This is a genomic window from Brevundimonas bullata (assembly GCF_003350205.1).
Taxonomy (GTDB): domain Bacteria; phylum Pseudomonadota; class Alphaproteobacteria; order Caulobacterales; family Caulobacteraceae; genus Brevundimonas; species Brevundimonas bullata.
Genome location: NZ_QLLC01000005.1, coordinates 23,747 through 44,471, shown reverse-complemented (window position 1 = coordinate 44,471; position 20,725 = coordinate 23,747). Strand labels below are relative to the sequence as shown.

At 65.5% G+C, this 20,725-nt stretch carries 18 protein-coding genes; 4 read left to right on the top strand and 14 right to left on the bottom strand.

The annotated features are described in order from the left end of the window. Positions 1-341 precede the first annotated feature (341 nt). Both DXK21_RS03460 and DXK21_RS03455 read left to right on the top strand, forming a co-directional pair. Positions 342-635 carry a DUF736 domain-containing protein gene (locus tag DXK21_RS03460; protein ID WP_114816389.1) on the top strand — a complete coding sequence of 98 codons (294 nt, stop codon included), beginning with the start codon at positions 342-344 and terminating at the stop codon, positions 633-635. Positions 636-704: 69 nt separating this feature from the next. Continuing rightward, on the top strand, positions 705-1,595 hold the full coding sequence (locus DXK21_RS03455) for an ArdC family protein (RefSeq protein ID WP_114816388.1): 891 nt from the start codon (positions 705-707) through the stop codon (positions 1,593-1,595). A 9-nt stretch (positions 1,596-1,604) separates the two neighbouring features. Here DXK21_RS03455 and DXK21_RS03450 read toward each other — a convergent pair whose 3' ends face one another. Next, entirely contained in the window at positions 1,605-2,939 is a 1,335-nt protein-coding gene (locus DXK21_RS03450) for a hypothetical protein (RefSeq protein ID WP_114816387.1), read from the bottom strand. Positions 2,940-3,167: 228 nt separating this feature from the next. Between DXK21_RS03450 and DXK21_RS03445 the strand changes: the two genes are divergently transcribed. Both DXK21_RS03445 and DXK21_RS03440 read left to right on the top strand, forming a co-directional pair. Next, complete coding sequence (locus tag DXK21_RS03445) at positions 3,168-3,686, top strand: MobC family plasmid mobilization relaxosome protein (RefSeq protein WP_170136948.1); 519 nt, start codon at positions 3,168-3,170, stop codon at positions 3,684-3,686. Beyond that, positions 3,686-4,705: a relaxase/mobilization nuclease domain-containing protein gene (locus DXK21_RS03440; RefSeq protein ID WP_114816385.1), complete on the top strand. Its 1,020-nt coding sequence runs from the start codon at positions 3,686-3,688 to the stop codon at positions 4,703-4,705. Before DXK21_RS03445 ends, DXK21_RS03440 begins: the two co-directional genes overlap by 1 nt. Positions 4,706-4,962: 257 nt before the next feature. Here the strand turns inward: DXK21_RS03440 and DXK21_RS03435 are convergent, their stop codons facing one another. The 13 genes from DXK21_RS03435 to DXK21_RS03380 form a co-directional block, all read right to left on the bottom strand. Continuing rightward, a complete protein-coding gene (locus DXK21_RS03435) occupies positions 4,963-6,846 on the bottom strand; it encodes a UvrD-helicase domain-containing protein (protein WP_114816384.1) in 1,884 nt (627 codons plus the stop codon). Positions 6,847-6,848: 2 nt separating this feature from the next. After that, on the bottom strand, positions 6,849-8,822 hold the full coding sequence (locus DXK21_RS03430) for an ATP-dependent nuclease (RefSeq protein WP_114816474.1): 1,974 nt from the start codon (positions 8,820-8,822) through the stop codon (positions 6,849-6,851). A gap of 145 nt (positions 8,823-8,967) precedes the next feature. Then, complete coding sequence (locus DXK21_RS03425) at positions 8,968-9,621, bottom strand: hypothetical protein (protein ID WP_114816383.1); 654 nt, start codon at positions 9,619-9,621, stop codon at positions 8,968-8,970. Continuing rightward, complete coding sequence (locus DXK21_RS03420) at positions 9,621-12,719, bottom strand: HsdM family class I SAM-dependent methyltransferase (RefSeq protein ID WP_114816382.1); 3,099 nt, start codon at positions 12,717-12,719, stop codon at positions 9,621-9,623. The genes DXK21_RS03425 and DXK21_RS03420 overlap by 1 nt, the downstream gene beginning before the upstream one ends. Continuing rightward, positions 12,716-13,192 (bottom strand): hypothetical protein, encoded by a 477-nt coding sequence (locus DXK21_RS03415; RefSeq protein WP_114816381.1) that lies wholly within the window; start codon positions 13,190-13,192, stop codon positions 12,716-12,718. Before DXK21_RS03415 ends, DXK21_RS03420 begins: the two co-directional genes overlap by 4 nt. 272 nt (positions 13,193-13,464) lie before the next feature. Then, on the bottom strand, positions 13,465-14,085 hold the full coding sequence (locus tag DXK21_RS03410; RefSeq protein ID WP_114816380.1) for an LPD7 domain-containing protein: 621 nt from the start codon (positions 14,083-14,085) through the stop codon (positions 13,465-13,467). Beyond that, on the bottom strand, positions 14,082-15,938 hold the full coding sequence (locus DXK21_RS03405; RefSeq protein ID WP_114816379.1) for a type IV secretory system conjugative DNA transfer family protein: 1,857 nt from the start codon (positions 15,936-15,938) through the stop codon (positions 14,082-14,084). Before DXK21_RS03405 ends, DXK21_RS03410 begins: the two co-directional genes overlap by 4 nt. Then, positions 15,904-16,911 (bottom strand): P-type DNA transfer ATPase VirB11, encoded by a 1,008-nt coding sequence (virB11, locus tag DXK21_RS03400; protein WP_114816378.1) that lies wholly within the window; start codon positions 16,909-16,911, stop codon positions 15,904-15,906. Before virB11 ends, DXK21_RS03405 begins: the two co-directional genes overlap by 35 nt. Further along, on the bottom strand, positions 16,911-18,068 hold the full coding sequence (virB10, locus tag DXK21_RS16740) for a type IV secretion system protein VirB10 (protein WP_211305960.1): 1,158 nt from the start codon (positions 18,066-18,068) through the stop codon (positions 16,911-16,913). Before virB10 ends, virB11 begins: the two co-directional genes overlap by 1 nt. Next, on the bottom strand, positions 18,065-18,880 hold the full coding sequence (locus DXK21_RS03390; RefSeq protein WP_245945083.1) for a TrbG/VirB9 family P-type conjugative transfer protein: 816 nt from the start codon (positions 18,878-18,880) through the stop codon (positions 18,065-18,067). Before DXK21_RS03390 ends, virB10 begins: the two co-directional genes overlap by 4 nt. Before the next feature lie 8 nt (positions 18,881-18,888). After that, positions 18,889-19,572: a VirB8 family type IV secretion system protein gene (locus DXK21_RS03385; protein WP_114816376.1), complete on the bottom strand. Its 684-nt coding sequence runs from the start codon at positions 19,570-19,572 to the stop codon at positions 18,889-18,891. After that, complete coding sequence (locus DXK21_RS16450) at positions 19,569-19,796, bottom strand: hypothetical protein (RefSeq protein WP_162790566.1); 228 nt, start codon at positions 19,794-19,796, stop codon at positions 19,569-19,571. Before DXK21_RS16450 ends, DXK21_RS03385 begins: the two co-directional genes overlap by 4 nt. After that, on the bottom strand, positions 19,796-20,719 hold the full coding sequence (locus DXK21_RS03380) for a TrbL/VirB6 family protein (RefSeq protein ID WP_114816375.1): 924 nt from the start codon (positions 20,717-20,719) through the stop codon (positions 19,796-19,798). Before DXK21_RS03380 ends, DXK21_RS16450 begins: the two co-directional genes overlap by 1 nt. Positions 20,720-20,725 lie beyond the last annotated feature (6 nt).

Sequence of the window (20,725 nt, the reverse complement as noted above, 5' to 3'; positions counted from 1 at the left end):
GGCCTGAGCCTGAACGACGGGGGGGCTGAGCGGCCGGTCGTGTGTCGCCAGCGGTTTCGGAGGTGAGGCGGCGGCCAACGTCTCGCATCCTTTTCGCGCCAGCCGGCGCGGCCTCTCGATGAGGCGGATCTGACCGAAGCCCGGTCGGCTGGCGCAACCGCTTTCGCGACTTTCATCCCCGGCCTGACGGCCTTCCTCGCGCAACAAGAAAGTCTCTCATCGCGGTCCTTCGCTTCGCTGCGGGGGCTCGCTTCGCTCTCCCTGCGCGCCGCCCGAACTTCGGTCTGCCGATCGCCATCGAGGCCGCGGCAGGCGTGGCCCGAAGCAAAGGAGAGACTGACATGGCCACCATCGGCACCTTCACCGCCCAAGGCGACGGCTACACCGGTTCGATCAAGACCCTAACCCTCAACGTCAAGGCGGCGGTCCTGCGGCCCAACGAGAAGAGCGACGACAAGGCCCCCGACTTCCGGATCTTCGCCGGCCAGACCGAGTTCGGCGCCGCCTGGAAGAAGACGAGCCAGCAGAACCGCGACTACCTCTCGGTCAAGCTCGACGACCCCAGCTTCCCGGCGCCGATCTACGCCTCCCTGGTGGAGGTCGAGGGCGGACACAGCCTGATCTGGTCCCGCTGACCCAAGAGCCGCGGCGGCGCGGAGATCGCGCCGCCGCTCCTTCTTCCCACAATCCGTTTCGAGGAGGCCATGATGCGCCCCGCCGCTCCCGCACGCCCGGACATCCACGCCCGGATCACCCAACAGATCGTTAGTCAGCTTGAAGCCGGGGTTCGGCCCTGGACCCGACCCTGGAGCCATTCAGCCTCCGTCAGCCGTCCGCTGCGCCATGACGGCACGCCCTACAATGGCATCAACGTCGTCCTGCTCTGGGGCGAGGCCGCCGACCGCGGATACACACGGTCGACCTGGATGACCTTCCGCCAGGCGCTGGCCCTCGGCGCCCACGTCCGCAAGGGCGAGCGCGGGGCAACGGTCGTCTACGCCAACCAGATCGTCCGCGATGAGACCGACGATACGGGAGCGGATGTCCAGCAGCGCATCCCCTTCCTGAAGGCGTACACGGTCTTCAACGTCGACCAGATCGAAGGCCTGCCGGATCATTACGACCAGCCCGAGACGATCGAGATCAATCCGGACGAGCGGATCGCCCGCCTCGACGCCTTCTTCGAGCACTGCGGCGCCGAGGTTCGCCACGGCGGAGGCAGCGCCTATTACGCGCCGGGTCCGGACCATGTGCAGATGCCGCCGTTCGAATGCTTCGAGACGGCGGACGCCTACTACAGCACTCTCGGTCACGAGATGACCCACTGGACCCGGCACCCCACCCGCCTCGACCGGGACTTCGGCCGCCAACGCTTCGGTGACGCTGGCTATGCGCGCGAAGAGCTCGTCGCCGAACTGGGCGCGGCCTTCCTCTGCGCGGATCTCGGCTTGGCGCTCGAACCTCGCGATGACCACGCCGCCTACATCGCCAGTTGGCTGCAGGTGCTGAAAGACGACGTGCGGTTTGTGGTCTCGGCCGCTTCCCACGCGCAGAAGGCTGTCGATCACCTCAAGGCGCTGCAGCCTCCGCCCTGAACTCGAGTGCTAAACGTTCGCCGGTCGCGCGGCATCCCCGGCGACCGGCCCAACGCCCACGATGCGCCGGATGAGGGCGCGCATCAGATCGGCGAGCGCGACAAGGGTCTCGTCGTCTTCTTGGCTCGAATACGGAGACACGAGGTTTCCGTGCATGACCGCATGACGGACTTTCTGCCAAGCCTTGACCTGATCTCGCGTGATCGCGGCGTCGGCGACCAGCGCGCGCATCGCGACGGCCGTCGTGACTTCGGCCGTTCTCTGCACGGCGCGGATGGCCGCCTCCTTCAGAGCGTGGTCCCCGGACCAGGCGCGGATGTGGCAGATCAGTTGTGTATTGGCGTCAAGATCGGCGTCCTCCCGCCGGGTTCCGCGAGAGTACAGCATCGAGACCAGGCCCTCGATGCTGCTGGCGAGGGTCATGGCCCAGACCCAACGTGACCCGCGCGACGCCTGGATCACCTCCTCATGGAAGTGGGTGACCGGATTTGCCTCGAAGTTTCGTCCATCTCCCGTCCGCGCCGAGGCGACATGCGTCAGGAGCGCGGCGTACAGGGTCCAGAACCCGGCCTTGTCCCATCCGGCGGTCTCGTCGATCCACAAGGCCGTCCAGTCGGAGTCCCGTGTCCAGGGAGGGGAGGGCCTTACAGCGAGCATCGCGTGACCGTCCGATTGAACACGGGCGACCATGCGTGGAAACACCAACTGGCCGAACAGGATACGCAGAGGTTCGCCCAGCCAGTTCTCTGTGTAGGTCAGCGGGAGCGACTCCGAGGCTGGTGTTGAAATCGTCAGCATGGAAAGGGCGCGATCGAACCTGAAGGTGACGGTCTGGCCCATCACCTCGAGGTCGAATCTCGGTTCTGGCGGCAGGCGGTCACGAGGGGTCGTGACGAAGTGCGCCAGCATTTGCGCGGCGTGATGCCTGGTCGGGATGAGGAAGCGAACTTCTGTCGATCCTGTCGGCGTCAGTTCAGAGCGGCCGCCCCCCATGAAGGACTCTGTTTCGCCCTCGAAGGTCCAGGCGCCGTCGCCGGTGCGGAAGCTTGGGACGGTCCATCCGCCCGCGTACTCGGTTCCCTCGTCGTCCTCGAGCACCAATCGGAACCGCGATAGTCCGTCATAGCGGTCACCCTGCTGGCGCCGCATCTGTTCAAACACATAGGCGGGGTTCTCGGGCTCCCCGATCAGGGTGAACTCGAAGCGGTTGGCGGAGACGACCCGAAGCTCGCCCGAACCGGCGACCAGATCCGGCTCATGGTCACGCGCCATCAACCGCATCTTCGGAAAGGCGTGGACGCTTGAGATCGCGGAGAACCGGGAGAAGTCGTCGAGCGGCGACACGGGTGCGGTGATCCTGGGACAGGTTCGAGGGAGTGATGGAGGTGGCGGTGGAATGCGCGGTTGTCCAGCACCCGCCCGGCTGGGGCGCCGTTCAGGGCGGAGGGCGAGCGGCCGGCTTCGGACGCCGAGGGGAGGGCGGACAGCACCGGAGGCCTACGGGGCGAGGATGGTGACGGTCTAGGGCAGGATAGGCTTAGCGCCGGCATTGTCAGACACATCACCTCGCACATGGACCGCCTCACTGTACGCCTACCAACTGATCTGATCCGACGGTTCGACGCCGCGGCGGCCGGGCGGGGTGGTCGGTCGCGTCTCCTGCGCAGTCTCATCGAGGGCGCTGCACAGGCCGCCCTTCCACAGCTCGCCGTGCCGTCCGTGGATCGGCTCGACGCCAAACTGTCTCTTCGTCTGACCTCTGACGACATGGCCCTGCTGGAGCTCGAGGCGGCTCGCACAGGCCTTTCCCGCACCCAATGGACGGTCGCCTTGATCCGACGGCGCCTCCATGAGCGGCCTCAGCTTTCACCGTCCGAAGCCATCGCCCTCATAGGCATCCAGCGCGAGTTGCGGCGCATCGGCGTGAACGTGAACCAGATCGCCAGGGCGATGAACACCGCCGTCCTCGACGGCAAGGTGCTCGATCTGGAGGTCGCTCAACTCGCCGATTTTGCAGTCGAGATCCGCGCCCATCTCGGCGGGGTCCACGACGCCTTCAAGGGCAACCTCCACTATTGGTCGGACCGCTGATGGCGGACTTCGTCCAGGTTCGTGGGTTCGAGGAAACGGTGCGCCCACCGGTCCGGCAAAAGCGCGCGCGCCTGACCGATCCGCCAGGGCAGATCGCACGGTCCCGCCCCGACATGGCCCCCCGCGCGCGGCTTGATCGGATCGCCCGACGCGTGCCGGAGGTGATGGTCAAGATCACGGGGCGGACCCGCGACGGCGGTCACCTCCAAAACCATCTCGCCTATATCGGACGGAACGGAAAACTTCCGCTTGAGGGGCCGGACGGCGAGCGGATTCAGTCCCGGGCCGAGGTCGGGAGGCTCGTCGGCGATTGGATGGCGGAGGTCGAGGCGGATCCACGTCGTCGTAAGGATAGCGCGGTCAGCCTGTCCATTGTGCTCAGCATGCCGCCAGGGACGGACCCGTTCCGCATGCACGATGCGTCGCGGGCCTTTGCCGGCCAGACGTTCGGCGACAGCCATCCCTATGTCTTCGCCTTCCACACCGATGAACGGCATCCCCATGTCCATCTGACGGTTCGGACCCTTGGCCACGACGGACACAAGCTCAACCCGCGCAAGGCGGATCTCGAGCAGTGGCGGCAGGCCTTTGCGGCCGCTTTGCGGGATCGCGGGGTTGAGGCTGAGGCGACGCCGAGGCGGACACGAGGCGTCGTGCGCAAGGCGGAGCCGGGGGTTCTCCGGAGAATTCGATCTCGCTACAGCCAGGGTCATGGCCAACCGGCAACTGTCGATGTCGCGGCCGTGCGGGAGGCGCTGGACAAGGCGAGGAAGACGCCGTGGGTCGAGGCGGGTCGCGCGCGACAGGCGACTGTCCGCCGCTATTTCGCTGCCCAGGCTTTGGCCTTGTCTCGTTCGGACCGAGGTGAGGATCGTGAATTGGGTGCGGTGCTCGCCGCGTTCGTGAAAGACATGCCGTCTGTCCGGACGCGAGGCGAGGAGATTTCCGCGAAGATCGACCTCCGTCGGCAGCTTGAGGAGGACAGCGAGCGGCTCGCTGAACGATCGAGACAGCGCTGACGGAGCATCCGGCGTTCCCGGGCAGCAAATGCAAGGTGGATCTTGGCCGCATCTCCTCCGAACAAAGGAGCATCAGCAAGCGCTTGATGATTTCCGCACTGGCGCGACCATCGCTGAACCACTGCGGTAGTTGAGGAGGTCTGCTCTAATATGTCGGAGTTGACTAAGATTGGTGGGCCAGCTGTACCGGAACTGACGCATAGGAACCTTGGCTCGTCCGTTCGCAACGGTCAGGCTCCTGCGGCCGCAGCATCGGATTATACCGCAATCTCAGGCACGCCGGCGGCCGTGAGGAGCTGATAGAGTTCAGCTACATTGTTTCGGTTTCCGCGTTGTTGGCAGAAGGCGAAGATGGCGCGCTGCTTCGCCCTTGAGAGGGCGACGAAGAACGCAGCGACTCCTTCGGGGTCGCCGGGGGTGTGAGACCACCAAGCCCGGTCATCGAGGCCGACGAAGATGATGGTGTCATATTCCAGCCCCTTGCTCTTATGGACGGTCATCATCGGGATCTTATTGAGCCCCTCGAAAGCGTCGAGGCATGACGTCCAGTCCGGCACGCCGTCGGTGCTACGGAAGAAGTGGATGCAGAACGCTTCGAGGATGATCTGGAGCTGGTCGCCGACGCCATATTCGGCAAAGGTTCGGGCGATCGCATCCAGGTCCAGATAGTCAAAAACCCTCGCGGCGAAGTCGGCCGCGCTTTGCTCCGACGGAGGCGTGGCGGCCATATCGGCGCGCAGCGCGGCGAGGAAGGCGGTCAGGTCAGTCTCGACCTTTGCCGCGCGCACGTCATCGTCTTTCCCGACGGCGCGGAGCACCAGGAGGGACGACGAGACCAGCTGCCAGGCGGCCGGCGCGCGGCGGGACGCGCCAAGCCGGAAGATCGCGATCGCAAGCCGGCTCAACTCGTCCGAGAGCAGATCCTGGAGCGAGGTTTTCCCGAGAGTATGGCTCTCGTTACGAATCCGGAGACCCTGAGCGGAGAAGGCTCCGGCGAAGTCCTGCTCATAGTCATCGGACCTCTGCTTCACGAGGAGGGCGTAGTCGCGCGGCGCCCGGCTGCGCGCGGCCATGTCGTTGGCGATCCATTGCGCCAGATAGGCGGCTTCCCCGGCCATGGTCTGGCTGGACCACACCTGAGCGACGTCCCCGTTCACCTGCCGCACGGTCTGGGCGACCGTCTGGACGGTGTTCGGATCGAGGGCGCGTGCGACGACATGCTGAATCGCGACCAGGTCGGGCGAGGAACGGAAGTTGAAGAGCAGGGGAAAGCAGGCGCCTTGAAAGTCGGTCTGCAGCCGCTGAAACGCGTCCTTGCGCGCGCCGGCGAAGACCATGATCCGCTGCTTGTCGTCGCCGACGCCGGTGATGACGGTCTGCCCGCCCGAGAACGCTGAATGCAGAAAGTCGTATTGCGCGTAGGTCGTGTCCTGGAATTCATCGATGAAGACGAAGGGGTAGGTGGCGACGAGCGCTCGGCGGATGTGGGGATTGGCCCTGAGCAGCAGCTCCGCGAGCCGATTGATGCCGATGAAGGTGAGTAAAGAAGGCTGCCCTGGCCGCAGTTGTGTCGCCCACCAGCGGGCGATGGTGAACTCGGCGGCGTTCTGAGGGACGATGGGCCCTACCGGCAAGCGATAGCTGCCCACGATTTTGGCTTCAAAGTCGTCCGCGCTGTAGCCGGCGATTTCGGCCTGCCATTGCGGCGGCGCATTGAGGCGGGCGAGCGTCAGGAATCCTTCCACCGCCTTCCGTTTTGGAAAGGCGATCTCGTAAGGTCGGGTCGGACGCCAATCCGCGGGGATGGCGTTAAGAAAGCGATCGACGAGGCTCTTGGTGAAGGCGTCGAAGGTGACCGATACAAACCGGCGGGTGAACTCGGGCGGGCACCGCTGGCGGACTCGCGAAGCGAGATTGTTGGCCGCGTCGGTCTTGAACGAAATCGCCAGCACGCGGTGCGGCGCTCGGCAGAGACCGGTCTCGAGAAGATAGTCGGCGCGCTGGGCCAAGAATTCGGTCTTGCCGGCGCCGGGGCCCGCGACCACGCACGCCGAGCCGGCGTGACGCAGGGCGTTCCACGCCGCCGGTTCAAGATCGTCGATGCCGCTGGGGCGCCAGTCCTCTGGCCGAACGAGGCGCATGGTCACGGGCCGACGGGCGGCAACGGCGGCGGCGTCAGACGCGCGACAATCGAAGTGAGGAGCACACGCAACTCTTCGGGCGCGCCCGCTGCGAGGGCGGCCGAGTCGTGGGCGCTGAGGACCCTGACGTGGGTGCTGGGCTTGCCGCGCCCCAAGAAGAGATAGCGATACCACCGCATCAGGGCGTCGTGGCTCGCATCGTAAAGATGAGGCTGGCCGTCGTCGCCCAGGACGGATGTGCGAGGCTCGCCGGCGGGCGATGGCCCCTGGCGGCCTGGTTCGATAACCTGATAGGCGAGAGGAAAGGCCGAAAGCATGGAATAGTCGAGATCGAGAGGTGTGCAGAAGAAAACGTTGAACTGACGCAGCCAGTTCATCCAGTGGATAAGACTCGCCGTGTCTCCCACGTGCAAACCGTCGAAAGCCACGAGGTTCGCCGCCGGGCCAAGCGGGTCGAGGTGCTGTCCGAATATTGCCTGAGGCGCGACGTTGTTGGCGAGCAGCTGAGTGCAGGCGGTCTTAATACGCCCCCATCCGCCACCGGCTCGGCCCCAGTCGAGATCCAGTAAGGTGGCATGAGGAATGTCTAGATCGGTCAGCAGCCGCCAGAGGTGGTTCACATGGCGACCGCCGAGGGGAACGACCGCGACGAACGATCGGTCGATGTCGAGACCCATGGCCTCGGCGAGACGCGGAAGCACGACCTCTTCGGAGGCGCCTTCTCCCAGCACGACGAAGCGCGCGAAGTAGAGTTCGGGGTAGGTGCGTACGGCCTCGCGGATGAATTTGGACGCCTCTTCCTCGCCGACGGGAAGGTTGATCGGGCGGATTCGGGCCGTTCGCTCATGCGGATCGAGCCGGAAGTGCCGGACCTGGGTCGGATCCACCCGCGCGAGGATGCTCGGGGAATGGCTGGAAACCACGGCCTGCGCTTGCGGCGACTTCGTCAGATCCTGAATCTGCCGAACGATGCGCGAAAGATAGAATGGGGCGAGGTTGTTCTCGGGCTCTTCGATCGCGATGAGCGTGAGCGCCGGTAGGGGTACGCCGCCGGCCTGGAAACCGGCCCCGGCGGGATCCGCTTCGATCCCCGCTTCAACATCCAGCGTCGCCGCAGTCATCGCCAAGTGGAAGAGTGACCTCTGGCCGTCGCTCAGGTCATCGAGGGCCCGTTCCCGTCCCGCTTCGTCGGGACGGAAGACCACCTCAACCTTGCGGATGAAATGCTCGAAGCGCAGATCGAGCGGGCGGAAGACCGGCGTCGTGTCCGTTCCGGCGGTGTAGACTTCCTGCCACCGCCGCTTCACCGCTGCGGCAATTACGTCGACGGCCGGCTCCCCGGCGAAAGCGCCGTTCAAGGCAGCGCCGGCGTTCGTGAACGTGCTGCGGACACCCTGCGACCAGTTGATGGCGCGCCACAGCCGGCCGCGCAGAAAAGCTGTCACCTGGGAGGCGCCGTCCCGCGTCGCCGGCACGTAGATCATCTGGATCCGCGCCCGGTCGGTGGCTTTCAATTCGGTGCAATCGGCGTCGGTGAATTCCCCAAACGTCCTGACGGCCCAGTATTTCTGTTCAATCGCTCCGTCGAGCGAGCCGTCATCGGTCCAGGTCGCTTCGAGCCGTAGGCGGCATTTCAGCTTCCCGCCCTCTTCAGCGGCCATCTGGTGGAAGAATTCCGGGATCGCCGCGCCGCCGGAGCCGTCGGCGTCCAGTTCCGGGAAAGCGATGATCGCCTCGAGAACGAAGCTTCGCTGAAGCGGGGCGACAAGCTCGGCGGCGGGGACATGGAAATCTTGACGCCGAAGGCGACGCTGATCGCCGGTCACCGCGAAGAGCCGCTGCAGGCTCTGCATCAGAGCCGTCTTTCCCGCGCCATTCACGCCGACAAAGGTGGTGAGGCCGGAGGTGAGGCCGATGCTTGTCGCTTCAGGTCCGAAGCAACGGAAATTTGTTAGACTGAGCCGTTCAATAAACATCGTACTCGACCGCCCCATTGGTTGTGGGGCCAGCGTCAAGTTTCCCCTGATCGGCAGCTTGGCCCTTTCATTTCTTGTCGCTGGTACCTCATGCCAGTAGGCGCGCTCAAACGTCAAAAAACCAGAGGTTCCTAGCGCGCGTCCTTCAAGCGTGCGGCGCGACCGTTGGCAGCTTTGAAAGCAGGGCGTGACGAAGTTCGATCTGCGATCCGGTCGGCCGGGTGTGCCTTGTGCGGAAGCGGTCAATCGTTTCGATGGCTTCAAGGGGCGTAGGCCCCTCAGCGAGCGCTACGGGGCCGTGCGCGCCGATGGCGGCGGAGATCCGCGCCCTGGCAAAGGAAACGTCGCCGTCGAGCACGTATCCCAACATGCATCCCACGGGCAGCTGTTCGGCATATTGCTCGGTGAGAAACCGCATCATGCCTTGCGTGACATACACGGTCGCTAGAGAGCTTCGGCTTCCGCCGTTGATTACATTGAGGCGTTTACACTCATAGGCCAGGTATCGGTCCCGTTCCCAGTCGAAGAGCACGGCGAGGTCGATGATGCCCTTGCTGTATTTCGACCCGTCTGGATTCAGGCCGAAAGGCTCGAACTGATACTCGACCCAATGACACAAGCGACGCACCACGGCGTCTTTGGCGAGGCGATCGACGAGGTTGATGGTCATGTCATCTTCCCCGGCTTGTTCGGGCAGCACCGCCATGCACGATGGCCACGCCGCCGCGATCCTCTCCAGGAAGCGATCATCAAACGATACGAAGTTGTCGACCCATCCCTGCACATCACCGATCAGCATCAATCTGGGCCCCGCTGTTGGGGCAGGGCGGCGGCTTGCTGGAGGTCGAGCGCTATACCATCGGCATCGGCGAGCGCGGTGGAGCGCAGCCAGAAGCGCATCTGCATAGGCTTGATGAGATAAAGACAGTCGCCGACGAATACGCGCAGGTCCGGCATGAGCTGGAAATTGCCGTCGAGAGGTCTGTGGATGTGGGCTGCCAGTTGCTCGAGCACCTCGCTGAGCTCGCCAGCTGCATCTTCGGCGTAGTCTTCATGGCCGCCCAGGTGAAGGCGGAGGATCGCTAGGTCAGCGCCGCGGGCGACGAGGCGCGCATCGATCTTCTTGCCTTTGAACCAGTCCGCGAGGCTGGCCGCCAATGTGTGGGCGTATTGCGCTCGCTGCCGTCCGTTCGGCGCGCCCCACAGTTTCGGGAAGTGGCCTTCATGGGGCTGAAGCGCAGGCAAGATCGCCTCGACGGTATCGTCGATCAAGGCGATCTCATCGGGCGACAGGCAGAAATATTGGTACGCAAGCCGGTCGATCATCCGGAGGACGTCCCCCTCGTCGATCTGCATCGAGAAGGGCTCCCTGGAGCGTTCGTGCGCGTCGTCGACGATCGCAATCAGCTCAAGGGCGGCCTGAGCAGCTGCGGCCTTATCGGGGACATCGTCCGGTGATGGGAAAGGCAATCGCAACAGGTCGGCTTGCTTGACTTCAGGGCGATCCGAACCGAACGACGCGGTGCCATGAAAGGCGTACCAGACCGCGATGCGACTGTTGAGGATCGCCGTCAGAACCTTCGCGCGGTCACTTTGGCCGTCCGGCACCACGATCGCTTGCAAGATGTCTTGGAAGGTCAGCGGCTGATCGCAGTAGGCGGCCCGAAGGCGGTTTTGCGCCGTCTCCACACCACGCGGGATCAGGATGCGTGAGCCATCGAACCCGGGTTCGAACCCTCGACGGCGAACCGTCGATGACGGAGCCGGCAGCAAGCCGTCCGCAGCCTGAGCCAGGCGCGTATAGGCTGCGATCGGCAGATCAGGCAGTCGACCGACGTACTCGCTGGTCAGCGGAGGCGCATCGCTATCGCTGTCTTTGTTGAAGGGCTGATAGCCTTGCCCGATGACCCACCGATCGCCCGGCTTTTCGCGGCGACGGCTCAGGCTGCCGTAATCGCTTATGAAGGCCCCGAGTTTGGGAAGCCTCGCAAGGTAGGCGAAGAGTTTGGCGTCCGGCTCCCGCATCCAGAGGCGCTGCTTGAAGATGAGCGGGTTATCCAAAACCGCGCTAACCCCTAGGACGGCTTTGTCGGAGCTGCTCAGCGTGATGACGCGCTTGATGCGGAGATTGAGGTCGGCCTTTGGCGCCCAGTAATCGAAACGATACGGGAAATTATCCGGATTGGCGCCGCCGTAGATGATCAGAGCGGTAGGGCGATGGGCTTTCTCAAAAAGCTGGAACCGAAGGTCGGCGAAGTTGATGACGCGACGGACCTGGGATTTCCGGAAGAACGCATCACGCGCTTCGACCGTGTTTTGAGCGTGGTTGTGCAGGAACCCCATCGCCGGCAGCAGGAAGGCGATCAATCCGCCGTCAGCGAGGTGCGACAGGGCCTTCCAGCTGAATGCCCAGGCGTCCTCGCCACCGGGCATGGGATAACCAACCTTCTTGCTCCATTGCACGGACGAACGCGCCGGGCCGCGGCGGCTGGTCCATGGCGGGTTGCCGATGATGACTTCATATCGGGCGCCTTCAGGCGACACGTCGAAAAAGTCGCGGCAGACGAGGGTCTTGCCCCAAAGTTCCGGGAGAAGTTTTCCTCGGGTGATCAGCTTGCGGATGTCGCGTGGCGACACCTCCTCGAGGAGAGCGACGTAAAGCGAAAACACGGCGACCCGAACGGCACCGCCATTCAAATCCCAGCCGTGGATCTGACTTAGGAGAGACAGCAGCGTCTTCCAGGAAATCGTCTGCGTCTTGTGCTTGGCGCGCCAGTGTTCGCAGAGCCTCTGAAACGAGCGGACGAGGAAAACACCTGAGCCGCAGGCGGGATCGAGGAAGTTTCCGGTCGTCCGTGTCGCATCCGGCAACATCTCCCACGCCTGGGAAACGACCGTGTCGGCGAGGAACATCGGCGTGTAGTAGGCGCCGTTGGCGCGGCGTTCGGCCTCGCGTTCGCCTAGGAAGCGATCGTAGACGGCGCTGACGAGCTCGATCGGGATATAGCGGAAGTCATAGCCCCAGAATCGTTGCTGTCCGGAATGGGCCATTTCTTCACGGCCCGATCGGAACCGCGCCAAGATCGTCAGATGGGCGGGCGTGACTTCTGGCGCGTCGCCCGTAGCCTCGAAAGAGCATGGCGCGACGAAAAGATCGCCGTTGAAATCCGCGTGCAGCGTTCGAAATAAGGAGCGGAAGAGGTCGACGTCGCCCTTTTCGAGCAGCGCGGAAAAGCTGTCGGCGCTCTTATCGGAGACGGCGGCGAAGTAGGCGGATGTTACGATTTCCCGGTCTTCAAGGTAGGCGATAAACATCGCCTGTATGAGCAGGGCCTGGGCCGCATCAGGAGCGAGCCCCGCCTTTTGCAGGAGGTCGTGAGACGCATTCAGATTGTCTAGGAGAACCTGATCGATGCGTTCTTTCGGGGGGAAATACGCGCCGTAGTCCTTCCAGAGCCGGCCGGACTCCGCGCCGTAGATTAGATTCTGGAATCGGAGCGCTTCAGTGGTCAGGGTGAGGCTGTCGATGAGGCAGCGAGCCTCGAAGGCGTCGCCGGGATCGCTCAGCGGAGTGCGGGCCAGCGAAAACACTCTGAGCGTATCGTCGGCGATCACCAGCAACAGGCTGGCCAGGCCCTGATTCCAGAGCGCGCCGTGAAGATCGATGATCGCGGCGCGGTCGTAGGTATCGGCTTCCAGGATCGCGACGGTTGGGACGCCCTGAACGCAGAAAATCGCCGACACGCCCATTTCGGTTAGGGCGGCTCGGATAGCAGGCGCGTGCGGCACGTCGCTGACGGCCTCAGCTGACTCGTAGAGTTCGGGCGAGCGCCGATGTGTGAGCCCTAGGCGGTCTTTCCACTCCGGCGCCAATGCGGATGTCAAGGTCGTCGTCATGCGCGTTTGCTGCGCCGTTCAGACTGCATGCCCACGGAGGTTGGGGGGAACTGCAGATGTCCCTGCACTTGATCCACTTCGGTCGCCGTGAGTGCCGCGCGCAGGCGCGCTATGATGGGCGCGCACGGTACGCAGAGGGTGGAAGCGTCCGGCGAGCGGCGATGGGCAAGGCTTGCATCGACCAGGCGGAAGTTGTCGGCTTCGATCAAGGCGACGCAGTTTTCTAGTGAGAGCCAGGATTTCCCCCCGCACTCCTTGAAGAGCTGATCGAAACGATCGCCGACCGTCCCGACGCGCACGCCGAAGTCCCGGACAAGTTCGGCGACGATTGCCATGGCTACGACGTCCCCAGGGGTGAAGCTGGGGGCATGGCCTTTGTGCAGAGCTAGGGCGGGAATGGCATCCCGCCACGTGCGGAAAGCATCCACCGAGATGGAAAGCAGTTCGCGAATCTGGCTCTGAGTGTAGCGCATTAGGATGTCCTAGATCGGAAATTCCCTCAGATCAATGCGGGGTCGACCCCGGGTCAGTCCGCGAAATTTTCGCTTTCGGCAATTGGATCAAAACTTCAATGACAAAGGCGCTTCCCCATGGTTGCCCACTAATGCGAGGTTAGTACTGGAACAGATATTGGCCTTAGGTCCGCTCTGCGGCCGGAACCCAACGGCTCCTGTTGGCACATTCAGACTTCAGTGGAGCCATACGACCGCGTCGAAATGGACGTGAGTTCATGGGCGGGACATTTTCAGGAACGTCGGTCGCGTGAGCCGTCTCGATCTCGCGTACGGGCGGGGTCAACCAGGTTGTGCAGACGTTGGACAGCGCACTCCATCAGCCGCGTCCGGGCATCCGGATCTTCGATCAACCGTTTGACCACGACCGAGGCCGCGCGAAGCCGGTCCTCCACGGCTCGTTCGTCGAGGTACTGGCTTGACGGAGATCGGGCGACGGACGGCTCGCCGGCCGCCTGACGATCCCGATCGCGCGGCCGGTAACCCTTGACTTCGACCCCAAGAGACCGCGCCTGGATCCAGGCCTCGCGACGGAACCCTTCTTCTCCGGACACCCGCACTTCGGTCCAGCCACGATGCTGTGCGATCTTCAGCATGTCGGCGACGCTGTCAGGATAGGACTGCGTCGTCGTCAGCTTGCGGCCCTCGTCCCGAAACATCGGCTCGGTCGCGCGGTGATCCCGGTAGAAGCGGGCCGGGCGACCCTGGCGGTCGCGTTCGATCAGATAGCGATCCAGGATGGCCTGAGGCGCGTCACCCCGGGTACGGGATCGGGCGTCGCCCCCTTTGGCGGGTGTCGGCGCCACCGTGTTTTCGGCGGACTGTTCTGGCGCTTTGGCAGGGCGTGGGCTCATCGGTCGTCGTCCCGATCAGGAGCGGGCACGATGGCGTCGATGATCTGGTCCAGCCAATCGGCGACTTCGTTCTCGCTGGCGCCGATCTCGGGCGGGGGGCATCCCTGTTCGGTGAAGGCCTGAACCACGGACTCGTAGCTCATATCAGTCTCCTCTAGCGCTGGGGCTGGTGTGACGGGGCTGGCGGAGGCGAGCTCGGGCGCGACGGGCCGTCTCGGCGGGATCGGCGCCGGCCGTTGCCGGCGAGTGAACACCCGTTCTCGGAAGAACCGGATCTTTTCGCCGCGCGCCGGCGGCATCCCGGCCTTGAGCACGATCAGGCTTCGTTCAGGGAGTTGCATCAGCTCCTGGGGCATCATCAGCGCCCGGCGTTGATCGGATGTCGTCGTGTTGCGCCGGCCGGACCCGAGGCCCATGGGACGGCTGCGACTGAGGGCCTGATAGGTGTAGTAGCCGAGCCGTTCGCTCAGCTCCTGGGCCACCTTCAGCTCCTTCGGCGCGAAGACGACCTCGATCCCGCAATTGGTCAGGATGTCCTCGGTTACATCGGGGCCGTAGAGGGCCCGGAGCTGCGACGGGCTCTGGATCACCGGCAGCAGTCGAAAACCGTAGCCGGCGAGGTAGGAGAAGGCGGCGGCGAGAATTGGCGCGCGTCCCAGCCGGGCGAACTCGTCCAGCAGCACCAAAACGGGGCGATCGTCAGGGCCGGGCAGCCGGCGGCTGTTCAGGTCGACGAGTTGCTGGAAGAGCAGGCTGTAGAGCGGCGCCACCCGCAGCATGTTGTCGGGCGAGGCCCCGAGATAGAGCGACAGGTGGCCCTGGCGCAGGTCACGCAGGTCAAAGTCGCTTGCAGAGGTCGCCGCATCGACGGCGGGGTTGAGCCACAGTCCCATGCGGCTGGTGATCGTCTGCCGGATGGACGCAAAGGTGTTCTCGCTCGAGCTGCAGAAATCCGTCAGGGCCGAGGCGCATCCGGTGGACAGCGGCGCTTCCGCCAGCGCGCGCGCCTTGATCAGGCCGGGGAACCTCTCCCTCGCATCGCCCTGGGTGAGCTGCCGGAAAATCTCGCCGAGCGAGAAGGGGAGATCGGGCGTTTCCGCAACATAGGCGCCGACCCCGATGAAGCCCGTTCGGGCCGCTTCCGACCAAAAGGGGTCGGCGTGATCGTGGCCAGGAAACAGCATGACGGCCATGCGCTGGAGCTCGTCCAGGACGGCGGATGCTGACGATCGCGGGATGTGCGCCAGCGGGTTGAAGCGCGCGGTTCGGCCGTCCGGGGCGAGGGGATCGAACAGCAGCACCGTCTGCCCGGCGGCGGCTCGAAAACCCGCCGTCGCTTCGTAGTTCTCGCGCTTGATGTCGAGGACCACGACCGAGCCCGGCCAGGTCAGGAGATTGGGAATGACGATCCCGACTCCCTTGCCGGTGCGTGTCGGGGCGTAGAGCATCACATGCTCCGAGCCGCCGGCGATCAGCCATGAGCGACCTCGCCGACCGAGCAGGATGCCTTCGCGAGTCGCCAACCCGGCCGCCTTGAGATCGCGCGTAGCGGCCCAGTGCGCCGCGCCATGAAGCGGACGGCGAATGCCCAGCGCAACCGCCGCGACGATGACGACGGCGAGGAGAATATTGATCAGGCTTCCGATCCGGAGCCAGCGCTGAAGGTCAGGGTCGGCGCGGTAATGCCATAGCCATGCTGGCACCCGCGCGGGTTCGACGTCCGGGGACAGGCGCCCGACGCCGGCCAGCGCGATCATCGCGGTCGAGGTTCCGGCCAGAAGCAGCAAGACCAGGAGACCGACAACGACGAGCGTCGCCCTAGCGGCCGGGTTGGCGTTTTCGAACCGGGTCATGCCAGACCTCCGTCACCCGGAACCGGCCATCGGTCTTGCGCATCTGGACGACGATATCGACGAGCAGGTGCAGGAGGGCCCTGATGTCTTCTCGCGGCAGATCGCGGCCGCCCTCGGACTCGCGGACCAGCAGCGTCAGCTGCTCGAAGGCCAGAGAGGCGCTGTCGGCGTGGACGGTCGTGATGGAGCCAGGGTGGCCGGAGTTGACGTTGCGAAGATAGAAGAAGGCCGTGCCGTCGCGAAGTTCCTGCAGCAGGATCCGGTCGGGCCGCATCCTGAGGGCGCTTTCGAGCAGGGATTTGGCGGTGACCTGCGCGAGGCCTTGGCCTTCCTTCGAATAGGTCAGGTGGACCACGTTGCGGTGGCGCACGACGAGTTCGCGCGTGTCTTCGATCGTCAGCAGCCTCTCATGATCGGGAATGGCCTCGACCAGACCCTTGGCGAAGGTGGTCTTGCCGGAGCCGGTGGCGCCGGAGACGAGGATGTTGCGCCGTGAGACCACGGCCAGTTTGAAGAAGGCCGACCAGTCTCCCGATCTTTTCAGGGCGAGGAGTTCGGCGTCGACCGGATCGGCGGACGCGTTATCCGCCGCGACGACCGCATCGAACAATCCCCCGGCCGCAAAGGCGTCGAGGCCGAACTGCCGGCGCGAGGGCTTGCGGATCGTGAGGGACACCGTGCCGGTCGGGGCCGCAGGCGGAAGAACGATCTGGCATCGTTCTTCGCCGGGCAGGGTCGTCGAGCAGATCGGCCGGGCGTCGCTGACATCCTGTTTGGTGAAGGCGGCAGCGGCGACGGCAAGCGTCCTGAGCCAGGCCTCGGTGAGCAGCGGCTCTTCATGCCAACGCCACCGGCCGCCCTGTTCGATCCCGACCTCGCCTGGACGGTTGATCACCAGCTCGGTCACGTCGTCTGGCGCGAGCAGGGGTCGCAGCGGCGCGAGGTAGTGTTCCAGGACAGCGGTATCGTCCATCACCGCGCGCTCAGCCGATAGACATCGGCGAAGTTCAGGTCCTGGGCGACGAAGATGGAGACCTCGGCGCCCTGGGGTTTGCGTAGGGTCGCGGGGATGTCGACCGAGTTCTGCAACGCGACGCCGGCCGCGTCCGAAGGCACCCGCGCGGTCTGGCGCACCGCGTCGTCACGTCCGACGGCGGCATAGAGACCGTCGTCCACCAGCGACAGCAGGAGGGAGCCGCCGAACCGGTCCCAGAAATGGGTGTCCACGCGGCCGTCGAAGCCGGCCCGCCCGAGGGCGTCGGCGGCCGGAGACGCCAGGCCCACAGTGACGCCCGCAGGCGTGACGGCGCGGGTCCACAGGACGAAGAGCCGATTGCGGCCCTGCTGCAGACCGCCCTGGTATTCGCCGAGCACCCGGGTGCCGCGCTCCATCAGCACCACGGTTCCGCTCTCCGAGTAGACGTCGCGTGGCAGGATGCAGCTGACGAACCCCGGGGTCGCGCTGTCCATCGCCGTCTGGAGGATGCAGGGGATGGAGGCGCCCGCCGTTAGCAAGAGATTACGATCCCCCAGCTGGCCGGCGCGCGCCTCGCTGATCGGCGAGGTCTGGCGCAAGCCGTCGAGCGGCGTGACGCGGGCCTGGATCGGCGCAGGGGGCCCGGCCGCAACGCCCGCAGCGGTCAGGCTGCCGGTCGGAGCGCCGCCGGAGCCTTGGCGGCTGTAGGCGAGGACCGGGGACCGCCGCGCCTCGTCGATCAGGGTCTGGCGCCGTTCGGCTGCCGAGGGGCGGTTCGATGAAGGGGAGGGCGAGGTCTCGAGCGCCGGCACCTGTTCGCTCGACGACGTCAGGACCGGCGCCTCGGGATCGAGAGACTGATCCGTCAGCAGGGGCGGCTCGGCGTCACGGCGTGCCGGTTCAAACGGAACGACCTGCCGGGCCGGTTCGTCCGCCGCCGCCTTCTGGTCATCCCCCTCGCCACGATCCCATGTGGCGAAGAGGAAGACTGCGCAGCCGAGGCCCAGGGCGGCCAGGGTGACGACCTTGGACCCGCGGCCGCCGAAACGGCCGGCGATGGGTGATATGCCCCGGTCGATCGTTGGCGGCAGACCCTGGCCTTCAGAACGGGCTTCCGCCGCGGCGTCGTCCTTCAGTTCAGGCGAGGCGGTCATGGTTGGGCTCCTTGCGTCACGCTCCGATCCACGATCGGCGAGGCCGTGCCGGTCCCGGTGGCGACACCGCGCGGGTCGTAGACTTCGTTGAAGATGCACAGCACCGAAGCGCCGCGGCGCAGCCGCAGGCCGGGGACGACCGCGTGGATGACCACGAACTCGCCGCGCACATCGAAGGGGACCAGGCTTTCCTCGCCGTCGGCGGAAACCGCGAAGATCGAGGGGATCGGCTGATTGGCCGGAAACCGCAGCACGGTGAAGCGGCCGTTGTCGGTGACCTCGCTGGGCTGCAAGTCCGTCGCGCCCTGGACGCTGTAGGCGAGGTTGCGGGGGCCGGAGAGGGCGGCCTGGTCGAGGGCCAGATCGATCACGCGCTCTTCGATCGCCTCGGCGGCGGCGTCGAGCGACGCCACGGTCGCGGCCTGGAGGTCGGCCGGGTATCGGAACCGGATCTGGTAGGCGATGGAGGATCGATCGCGGGCGTCTCGCGCCGCCAGTTCGAACGCATAGTGACGCGTCGCGCCTCCACGTTCGGTAACCACAAGCAGATTGGTCGCCTGCAGGCGTTCGCGGGGTTTGAGGAAGAGGACGGAACCCTCGGCCGCGACCTCCCAGCTGACGCTGTCGCCGATCGCAACATGGCGGATGGCTTCGTCCGGACCAAAGACGATCTGGGTGGCGGTACGGAAGGCCCCGGCGATGCGGTAGACGGAGCCCGGGGCGTAGTCGACCTCGACCATCCGGGCGTCGCGGTCTTCGGCCCAGGCCGGCCCCGACGTCATCAGCGCGAGGCCGGCCGCCAGGGCGATCAACAGGGTTCTCATCGGACCACCTCCGGGTCGGCGCGGTACGAGGTCACCTGAAATCCGAGCGGATTGCGCAGGCGATCCGGCTCCGACATCGGCGCGCGCGTATAGGTGAAGGCGATGGTGGCGATCCAGTCGCTCTCCACGATCTGTTGGGCCTGACGCACCGTGCGATGGAACCGCACATTGGCGACGCCTTCATTGATGAAGCCAATGGCGCGGATCGCGATCACGGCCTCGGCCTCAGGGCCGTAGAGGTTCTGGGGACTGGTGGGGTTGGAGCCGCGATAGAGGTCGGCCCAGCGGCGTTGCTCCGTTGGGCCCGACAGGATCGAGACCAGGGCGAAGCTTTCCTCGGCGGCGGGGTCGAGATAGCCCTCCCGGGCGCGGACGTACTGGCCGAGGAAATATTTGCTGACGGCCTCGTCATAGGTGGCCGGCCCTTCGGCCGAGGACAGACCCCGCACCACATCGACCGCGCCGGTGGTCTGGTCGACCCGCACGACGAAGGGTTCGGTGGTCTTGAGGGGGGTCAGCACCGCCACCGCCGCGACGGCGACGACGGTCAGGCCGGCAGCCACAGCCGCCACGGTCCAGGCCCGCCGGCGCGATCGTATGGCGGCGCTGAGCCGGTCCTGATCCCATCGCCGCGCCTCGGCGAAATAGGCTTTCAGATCGGGGGATGGGACGCCGGTCATGCGCAGCCTCCTGCGCCAGGGTCGATGGAGGAAGCCGCGTCGGCTGCGGGCGCGGGCGTGTGCGGCGCCGCCGGCGAGAGGATCGAACCGTAGGGATTGGCGGGTCGACGATGGCGGCCGTCGCAGACCGGCGGATCGGCGGTTCGAAAGGTGGCGCAGGCGGACACGGCCTGGACCGCCAGGGCGATCGACACGACGCGGGACGATATTCGAAGAAAGGGCATCACTGGGCTCCTGTGGGACGGATGGTTCCGCCGCTGCGCGGCGGTTGACGGCTGGCCTCGAGAGGCCCCCGCGCGACGGCGCTGGGGCTGGATCCCAGGGAGGCGGCGTTGGCGAAGTCGGCGAGTCCGGCGCTGGCGCCGCCGGCGATGCCGGCCGCGATCGCGGGCGTCTGCAGGAAGAAGATCGCGCCGAGCAGGCAAAGGGCGATGAAGATCAGGCCGCCGACCATCGGGTCGCCGCCCTCGATCGCGCCCCACTGATCCCGGACCAGCGACAGGACGAGCTGGAAGATGGTGATGATCAGGGCGAACAGGACCAGATAGTTCACCGCCTGGGACAGCCAACCGAAGAAGAAGCGCCGCGTCGCGTCGAACAAGGCGCAGGCGATGAAGATGGGGCCGAGGGTGACCAGAAGGGCCAGCGCCAGTTTGGCGACGAGAACAACGCCGAAACCGAGCGCGCAGGCCAGGGCGCCGACGATGAAGACGACCGCGGCGACGATCCAGGGCGACGGGTCGAAGGCCGATCCTTCGCTGCCGATCTTCTCTCCGAGATAGCCGGCGTAGGCGAGGAACTGGTCGAAGGCCGCGCCGACGTTCGGCGTCTCCGCACCGCTGATGGCCCGCGTCAGAAGGTTCGGCAGGTCGCGGAACAGCGGCTCGGTGACGAAGTCCGAATAGGCCGGGGTGGTGGCCAGCACATAGATGAACAGCAGCTTGATCGCGCGGATCGCGAAATCCATGACCGGTTCGCTGATGGCGCCCCGGAAGATCGCGAAGCCATAGAGGACGATGTAGAGGACCAGGGCGATGCGCAGCGGGCCTTCGACCTCGGCGATCACCGCGCCCAGCCGGTCCCCGAGGAAGGCGCTCAGACGTTCGTCGAGGAAGACATAGGCCGGCTCGAAGACCTGAAACGACATGGCGAC

Coding starts and splice junctions, on each gene's coding strand:
- DXK21_RS16450 (WP_162790566.1), bottom strand. CDS start 19,796: ATGCCCTTTCTTCGAATATCGTCCCGCGTCGTGTCGATCGCCCTGGCG.
- DXK21_RS03420 (WP_114816382.1), bottom strand. CDS start 12,719: ATGACGACGACCTTGACATCCGCATTGGCGCCGGAGTGGAAAGACCGC.
- DXK21_RS03440 (WP_114816385.1), top strand. CDS start 3,686: ATGGCGGACTTCGTCCAGGTTCGTGGGTTCGAGGAAACGGTGCGCCCA.
- virB11 (WP_114816378.1), bottom strand. CDS start 16,911: ATGGACGATACCGCTGTCCTGGAACACTACCTCGCGCCGCTGCGACCC.
- DXK21_RS03455 (WP_114816388.1), top strand. CDS start 705: ATGATGCGCCCCGCCGCTCCCGCACGCCCGGACATCCACGCCCGGATC.
- virB10 (WP_211305960.1), bottom strand. CDS start 18,068: ATGACCGCCTCGCCTGAACTGAAGGACGACGCCGCGGCGGAAGCCCGT.
- DXK21_RS03380 (WP_114816375.1), bottom strand. CDS start 20,719: ATGTCGTTTCAGGTCTTCGAGCCGGCCTATGTCTTCCTCGACGAACGT.
- DXK21_RS03445 (WP_170136948.1), top strand. CDS start 3,168: ATGGACCGCCTCACTGTACGCCTACCAACTGATCTGATCCGACGGTTC.
- DXK21_RS03460 (WP_114816389.1), top strand. CDS start 342: ATGGCCACCATCGGCACCTTCACCGCCCAAGGCGACGGCTACACCGGT.
- DXK21_RS03430 (WP_114816474.1), bottom strand. CDS start 8,822: ATGTTTATTGAACGGCTCAGTCTAACAAATTTCCGTTGCTTCGGACCT.
- DXK21_RS03415 (WP_114816381.1), bottom strand. CDS start 13,192: ATGCGCTACACTCAGAGCCAGATTCGCGAACTGCTTTCCATCTCGGTG.
- DXK21_RS03405 (WP_114816379.1), bottom strand. CDS start 15,938: ATGACCCGGTTCGAAAACGCCAACCCGGCCGCTAGGGCGACGCTCGTC.
- DXK21_RS03410 (WP_114816380.1), bottom strand. CDS start 14,085: ATGAGCCCACGCCCTGCCAAAGCGCCAGAACAGTCCGCCGAAAACACG.
- DXK21_RS03385 (WP_114816376.1), bottom strand. CDS start 19,572: ATGACCGGCGTCCCATCCCCCGATCTGAAAGCCTATTTCGCCGAGGCG.
- DXK21_RS03425 (WP_114816383.1), bottom strand. CDS start 9,621: ATGCTGATCGGTGATGTGCAGGGATGGGTCGACAACTTCGTATCGTTT.
- DXK21_RS03435 (WP_114816384.1), bottom strand. CDS start 6,846: ATGCGCCTCGTTCGGCCAGAGGACTGGCGCCCCAGCGGCATCGACGAT.